A 5,969-nucleotide genomic window follows, 5' to 3' on the forward strand; every position below is an offset into this window, starting at 1 on the left:
TCAACCGCGCCGGGCGACGAACAGCAGGCCGGGCACCGGTTGCCCGCCCTCATAGCGCAGGATGCCGGGGGTGATTTCCAGCGGGCTGAAGCCGACGGCCGCCAGGGCCTGCTGCACATGATCGGCGCGATGGGCATAACGGCCGGCCGGGCCCAGCACAAAGGGTGCCTCGCTGGTCTGTGCCTCCACCGTGCCCACGATCAGGCCGCTGGGCTTGACACTGCCCGCCGCCGCCTGCAACGGCGCCTGCAGATCACCGAAATAATTGAACAATTCGCCAAAGCCGATCAGGTCAAAATGATGGGGCTGGGCGATCAGATAAGCGGTCAGTTCGGCCTGATCCAGGCGGTTGTAAATGCCCCGGCGCGAGGCCTGCTGCAGCATTCCCAATGACAGATCAACACCGGTGAGATTTTGCGCATAGTCCCGCAGGGCCAGGCCGGTCAGGCCGGTGCCGCAGCCGGCATCCAGAATCTCCAGCGTCCCGGCCGGATCGCCCAGATGGCGCTGCAGCGCCTCGGCAATCAGCACCGGCACCTGATAGCCCAGGCTCAGGATCATCTCATCGAACCGCTTGGACGAGGCGTCGAAGGTCTGGGACAGATAGGCATCCGATGCCCGCTCCGGTACCGGCTCCAGCCCCAGTGCTGCGCGCGTATGTTTCAGGATGGCCGTTTCGCCGGCCACCTTGCGCCACCGGTCCAGCACATCAACCAGCGCATCGGCCTTGCCTTCGTTGAACAGGGCCGCACAGACGGACCCCAGTTCCACCTGGGACTGGGTGGATTCCGGAGCCAGCACCAGGGCGCGCAGGGCCGATTCAGCGGCCAGATCGGTGCGCCCTCGCCCGCGCCAGGCCAGGGACAGGTTGATATGCATACTGGGGTTGGTCGGATCGAACGACATGGCCCGCCCGTAACAGGCGATCGCCTCATCAAACTCCCCGATCTCCATCAGGGCGATACCCAGATTGGCATGGGTCTGCCCCATATCCGGCCGCAGGGCCAGGGCCAGCCGGAACTGTTCCACCGCTTCCACCGGCTTGCCCAGCCGCCGCAGCGTCAGTCCCAGATTGGAGGCGGCTTCGGCATAGTCCGGCCGCGCCTTCAGGGCATTGCCATAATGCTCGGCGGCGATTTCCAGATGGCCGGATTCGAAGAACAGGGTGCCCAGATTGAAATAGGCTTCGGCGAACAGCGGTTCGCGTTCCAGCGCATCGACATAATGGCCGGCAGCCTCATGCGCCCTTCCCTGGGCCTGAGCGACGGCACCCTGATTGAAATGATAGACCGGGTTTTGCGGATCCAGCGCCGCCGCTGCCGCATAGGCCTGGGCGGCGGCGGGATAATCTTCCAGATTTTCCAGGGCGATCCCCAGATCGGCCCGGATGGTCGCATCACCGGGATCATCCAGAACGGCTTCGCGGAGCAGGGGAACGGCATCGGCGAACCGGCCACTATCCAGGGCGACGCGCCCCAATTCCACCGGGCTGCCGCTGGCGCTATCGCTCATCTATCTCGTCCCCCGCTCCACCACCGCCGACGCCGTCAGGGCCGGGGCGGTACGATCTGCCAAATGCGAGGCAGGATAACGGGTTACGCTGGGGCTGAACAGCCTTTGCTGTCGCTCAGGCCTTGATATCGACCAAAGCACCGCGCCCATTGGCACCGCTGCCAGCTTCCGTTCCGGCGGTGGTGCCGGTTTGCAGCACCTGGGCAGCTTGCTGTTCCTGGTCGGCATTCTGTTTCAGCTGACCAGTCTGCAGCTGGCTGCGGGTCTGCAATACATTGACGGCCGAGGCATACCCGGCGGAGGAGCCGACTTCCATCGCAGTAATCCTTCCTGGTTATGGACGGATTATAGGCCGATCCGGGTCTTCCCGCCAGGGGGCTTCATCCCAGCGTGCTCATGATGGAAAAGCATAGCGCATCGCCCTGCGCGTGAATGGTTTTCAGCGCATCCTTGGGCAGCGGGATGCGCTTTTCCCGGCAATAGGCGACGATCAGCCGCGCCAGCTGGTAGCTTTCGACCTCCAGCTCCCCGCGCGGACCGCTGACCCCGTCGCTTTGAAGGCGGACGGAGGGCGGGGGGCCTTCCACGACCTGCACGCGCATGATGCGGCGGCTGGGATCAAACCCCTCCAGCGGCACGGTCTGGAAGACCAGCTTCAGCTCATCGTTGGAGAAAATGATGTGACGGATTTCGGTGATCATGGCTCTCTCTGCCTCCGGCGCCTCAGCCCGTCTTCTTTTTCTGCCGACGACGATAAATCGTGCAGGGGTTGATTTCCAGCAACGCGGCGGCACGGGTTATATTACCACCACAGGCCTGGATTGCCGCATCAATGGCTTCTTCCTCCACCATCCAGAGCGGACGAATATGCCGTTCTGACATTTCCGCAACCGGTGGCGTGGCGGGGGGAGGGGCGGCCACCGGGGCGGTGGGCACCCCGACAACCGTTGCGGTCGGTGGCAGCGACAGGCCGGGAATGCCCAGGCTGGCAAAAGGATTGGCACCGGCGGCAACCGTGCCCGGCGGCTGTGCAAGCGGCCCCATCATCGCGGCCCAGCGTGGGTCTTGCAGCAGGGGCGGCACGATCATGGTCGGCTTGTTCAACGGCGGCGGGAACATAAAGGGCTGAATGATGTCGCCATCATTCAGCACCACGACGTTGCGCACCACATTCAACAGCTGGCGCACATTGCCGGGCCAGGCGTAATTGCGGATGATCTGTTCCGCTTCCGGACTGAAACCTTTGAAATCCTTGCGCTCTTCCCGGCCAAACTTGGTCAGGAAATGCCGAGCAATCAGCAGGGCATCGTCACCCCGCTCCCGCAGGGGCGGCAGTTCGATGGAAATCACCTGCAGGCGATAGAACAGATCCTCCCGGAAGCGGCCGGCCTGCACCTCGGCATAGGGATCGCGGTTGGTGGCGCAGACAATGCGCACATCCACCGGTTCCAACTTTTCCGAGCCGACCTTCTTCACCATGCCTGTCTGCAGGAAGCGCAACAGCTTGGCCTGCAGTGACAGGTCCATTTCGCCGATTTCATCCAGAAACAGGGTGCCGCCATCGGCCTGCAGGGCGGCACCGGAATGGTCGGTGGTGGCCCCGGTGAAGGCACCCTTCACATGACCGAAAATCTCCGACTCCATCAGGTCTTTCGGGATGGCGGCGCAATTGATGGCGATGAAGGGGCCGCCGCCGCGTGGGCTGCGTCGGTGAATGGCCTCGGCACAGACCTCCTTGCCCGTCCCGCTTTCGCCGGTGATGAAGACGGTGGCCTTGGAGGGGGCGGCGGCATCGATCAGCCGATAGGCCGCCTGCATGGGGGGTGAGGCACCGATGAAGCCCATGAAGGCACTGCCATCGGGTGTTTCGGGCTTGCTGTCGGCCTTCGCTGCTTTGGTGGGGCGCTTGGTGGTGCTCGGCTTTTCCTCGGCCGGGCGGGTCGCCAGGGCGGCAGCCACGGCGCCGCGTAATCGCTCCGTGCCGACGGGCAACAGCAGCACATCGGCCGCACCGGCGCGCATCGCCTCCACCGCCACCTGCACAGACCCCTGGGCCGTCAAGGCGATCGCCCGCGCCGCCGTGCCGGCCGCCAGCAGGTCACGCACCAGCTCCGTCCCCGGCTGATCGGGCAGTTGAAGATTGACCAGCACCAGATCAGCAGCCTCCGCCGCCAGCGCCCGCTTGGCGGCGGAGGCGGTATCCACCACGGCGATGTTGTGACCATCCCGCTTCAAAGCGTTGACATAAGCCAATGCCAAGGAAGGAGCTGGCTCAACAACAAGAAGGTTGAGATTGTTATTATTCATCAACAGGAGTTTCGCATGGAGCTCATGCGAAAAGCAACGATAATGATGCGATACGCCACAAAACTTTGCAAAATGCACCGCCTATCTGTTGTCTTCATTATATTTCCAACCGGAAATGACAGGCGCTTCCAACGCCCCTCAATGGAAACTTAATAGGACGAGTTGGCGCGAAAATTGCTTGTACCTTTGCAGGTGATTTCCTCTCCGAGGATTACCCGCCGATAGGGACGCTCCATCCCTTCGGCTCATACCCAGGAAACCGGCCTCTGTGCTGCCGGGCCCATTTTTCGGTTCAGGGCGAAAGCACCACCTTGATGCGGCGCGGATGGTCTCATGCCATTCGCGCCGCCTTTTCGATGTCTGGTTCGACGCAAAGGGAAGATTTGCGTCGGCAGAAATTGCCGACCAGCAAAATCTTCCTCTTAAGGGGCTCACATCTCCTCTTCATCCCCATAGGGGAAGGGGGCGCCGGCCATAGTGCCGCCGCCCGGCCCGTCGGCACGGAAACGCCAGACCTTCGGTTCGTTCAAGCTCACCTGCCCGTTGGAGAGTTGATCCATGATGGTAATGGCAATATCCGCCTGCAAGCGTGCGGCCCAGGGTGCCATGGCGGCTTTCTGGTTCTGCAAATAGGCAGCGGAATAAAGCGTGTGGGCCACGCCCTCGGCATGACGCTGCATGAAGGCCACAACCTGACGGGCGCAATCTGCAGGCGCCAGGATCGGTTCTATTCCCGATGACGCCGCAGCCAGCACTGGAAACATCAGATGTTCCCGTTCCTCCAGCGCCGGCACCCCATTCAACGCGTCAGCAACCTTGCGCATATAGGAAGCGCGGGCAGCGGGTAGTTCGCGCAGGGCCTGATCAAGGATTTGCCGATGGTTCATACTGTCGTCCTGGTCGGAAGGGACCATCCTGATTGCATCAGATGTCCTTCTTTATCGCAGCACGGCGTAGGTCTGTCACGTCCTGGTCTGGTCCCTTTTGGACAGGGGGCTACAGCTTGGTGTATTTATCCTCAAAGCGGATGATATCATCTTCGCCCAGATAACTGCCTGAACGCACCTCGATCAGGTGCAGCGGGATGCGGCCGGGATTGCCCAGCCGGTGCTTTTCCCCGATCGGGATATAGGTTGATTGGCCCCTCTATACCATGTGCCTGGGCCTTGTGGCGGTCACCGGCATCCGTGGTTCAGTGACATCAATTGCCGTCGCTCGCCATGTCGGTCAGGTATGGAGGAGGGGCTCACCTAAACCAATGTTGGCCGCCGCCTCCATTCCCTTAGAAGGCCATCAGCGCTTGGCGACGCGTTCGATCAAACCAGCCCAATTGCTGATCGAGATGAAGTGGCAATAGGCCAGATGCAGCCAGCCACGCTCGCGCCAGCGCAGGAATTCCTCTTCCGGCAGGGCATTGAAACGGGCTTCGTCAATCACCTTGAAACCGTTCAGGCTCAGCTTCGCGCCATTCAGCATGGTGATATCGGCGCGGTTTTCCACCAGCAGATCATTATCCACCAGGGCCTTCACGAATTCGGCGGTAGCGGCGTGCTGGGCCTGGAACTGACGGCAGAATTCCAGGGCGCGATCAGCCAGCTCCGTCGGCTTGCCATCCTTGAACAGCGGGTTGCTATCGTCATTCACCAGCGCGGGGCTGGCTTCATCCAGGCACAGCACGAATTCACCGCGTTCCTTGTCTTCCAGGAAGATGAAGGGATAGCGGCGCACATAAGCCGGCACATAAATGTCGGTTTCCCACTGGCTGTCAGCATTCACGAACAGGTTTTCTTCATCCCGCAGCCCCAACAGGGCGACCGGCTGCGGGAATTCTGCATCGGCGAACAGGATGGGGAAGAACTTGCACAGCAGGGTGAATTCAGTGGCGATCACCGGCACCGAATTGGTCTTGGCGGCAAAACCGAAATCGCCGCTGCTAGCCAACGAGGTGCTGGCATCTCGTTCCGCCATGACCGGACGGGGGCGCTGATACATCACGGGCAGCTTAGGATTGCTCATAGTGTCAACTCTCTGTGGATCAAGAGGCAGACGGGCAGAAAGAGTATCGGCTTTCAGCCCATCTTTTATTCGACTTATGCGAACAGGCTACTGATCGCCCTTATACCATCGGTTGGTGGTCGATACAGGGTAAT

General features: G+C 61.5%; 6 protein-coding genes and 1 pseudogene. All 7 read right to left on the minus strand.

From position 1 onward, the window contains the following. Positions 1-1,512 (minus strand): tetratricopeptide repeat protein, encoded by a 1,512-nt coding sequence (locus PCJ49_RS14405; RefSeq protein ID WP_269911515.1) that lies wholly within the window; start codon positions 1,510-1,512, stop codon positions 1-3. A 115-nt stretch (positions 1,513-1,627) separates the two neighbouring features. Next, entirely contained in the window at positions 1,628-1,828 is a 201-nt protein-coding gene (locus tag PCJ49_RS14410) for a hypothetical protein (protein WP_089289339.1), read from the minus strand. A 64-nt stretch (positions 1,829-1,892) separates the two neighbouring features. Beyond that, on the minus strand, positions 1,893-2,213 hold the full coding sequence (locus tag PCJ49_RS14415) for a hypothetical protein (protein WP_089289338.1): 321 nt from the start codon (positions 2,211-2,213) through the stop codon (positions 1,893-1,895). Positions 2,214-2,235: 22 nt separating this feature from the next. Continuing rightward, positions 2,236-3,819 (minus strand): sigma-54 dependent transcriptional regulator, encoded by a 1,584-nt coding sequence (locus PCJ49_RS14420; protein ID WP_269911516.1) that lies wholly within the window; start codon positions 3,817-3,819, stop codon positions 2,236-2,238. A 431-nt stretch (positions 3,820-4,250) separates the two neighbouring features. Then, complete coding sequence (locus tag PCJ49_RS14425; RefSeq protein WP_269911517.1) at positions 4,251-4,706, minus strand: hypothetical protein; 456 nt, start codon at positions 4,704-4,706, stop codon at positions 4,251-4,253. Positions 4,707-4,815: 109 nt separating this feature from the next. After that, positions 4,816-4,959, minus strand: a pseudogene (gene cpsB, locus PCJ49_RS14430) (mannose-1-phosphate guanylyltransferase/mannose-6-phosphate isomerase); the annotation flags it as partial. A gap of 153 nt (positions 4,960-5,112) precedes the next feature. Continuing rightward, positions 5,113-5,835 (minus strand): SapC family protein, encoded by a 723-nt coding sequence (locus PCJ49_RS14435; RefSeq protein WP_269911518.1) that lies wholly within the window; start codon positions 5,833-5,835, stop codon positions 5,113-5,115. Between the last annotated feature and the right edge of the window lie 134 nt (positions 5,836-5,969).

It is taken from the genome of Niveispirillum sp. BGYR6 (assembly GCF_027568365.1).
Taxonomy (GTDB): Bacteria; Pseudomonadota; Alphaproteobacteria; order Azospirillales; family Azospirillaceae; genus Niveispirillum.